The sequence below is a fragment of the Streptomyces montanus genome, from assembly GCF_005786655.1.
Classification (GTDB): domain Bacteria; phylum Actinomycetota; class Actinomycetes; order Streptomycetales; family Streptomycetaceae; genus Streptomyces; species Streptomyces sporangiiformans.
The window spans coordinates 563-1,477 of record NZ_VBZC01000155.1; the positions used below are offsets into that span (position 1 = coordinate 563).

Below are 915 nucleotides of genomic sequence, written 5' to 3' on the forward strand. Positions count from 1 at the left end.
CGCACACCCTGGTCCGCCTCGACCAGTGCGGCGGCCTGCTGAAGGCGCGCCGCCACCAGCTGGCCTCCGGCACTCAGGTGAAGGTGGCTGTGCAGCCGGGCCGACTGCGGGCCTGTGCCAGTGATGACGGGTTCTGTACCGGAACGGTGGAAACCGCCACGTACGTGGGCACCCTGGTGCGCGCGGGGGTGCGGATCGACGGCAAGGAGGCGCCGCTGCTGCGTCTGGAGGTCCCGGCCGGCCGGGACCCGGTCGCCGGCGAGCGGGTCGGGATCACCGCCGACCCCGAGGACGTCAACCTCTTCCCGACCGAACAGGCAGGGTGAGCCATGGCAGCCACCCTCACCGCCACGGCTCCCGCCCGTCCGCGCAAGCTCCTGGCGTCACGCCGGACGCGGGTCGGGATCCTCTACGCGCTGCCGGTCGTCGTCTATCTCCTGGTGCTGTTCGTCTACCCGATCTTCAGCACCCTGCTGCTGAGCCTGAAGGACGCCGACGGATCGTTCACCCTGCACTGGTACGCCGACGCGCTGACCGGCGTCAACCTTTCGGTGCTGCTCACCACGCTGCGGATCTCCGCCGAGACGGCGCTGCTCAGCCTCGTCTTCGGCTTCGTCCTGGCCAACGCGATCACCCGGCTCAAGCCCCTGTGGGCGGGCCTTGCGATGCTGGTCGTGGTCGTGCCGCACTTCATCAGCGCCCTGGTGCGCACCTACGGCTGGATCATCCTGCTCGGCGACAAGGGCCTGGTGAATGAGACCCTGTCCGGCCTGTGGGTCCCCGGAGCGCCGTTCCAGCTGCTCTACAACGAGATCGGCGTGGTCATCGGCACCACCTCCATGATGCTGCCCTACACCGTGCTGCTGCTGTACGGCGTGATGCGCGGCGTGGACCGCAGACTGCTCGCGGCCGCGG

General features: G+C 69.6%; 2 protein-coding genes. Both read left to right on the forward strand.

Going from position 1 to position 915, the window contains the following annotated elements:
- On the forward strand, window positions 1–326 hold a 326-nt coding region (locus FE633_RS49105; RefSeq protein WP_246114167.1), incomplete at its 5' end, for a TOBE domain-containing protein.
- A gap of 3 nt (window positions 327–329) precedes the next feature.
- A partial coding sequence (locus FE633_RS46880; protein ID WP_138051252.1) for an ABC transporter permease occupies window positions 330–915 on the forward strand: 586 nt, incomplete at its 3' end.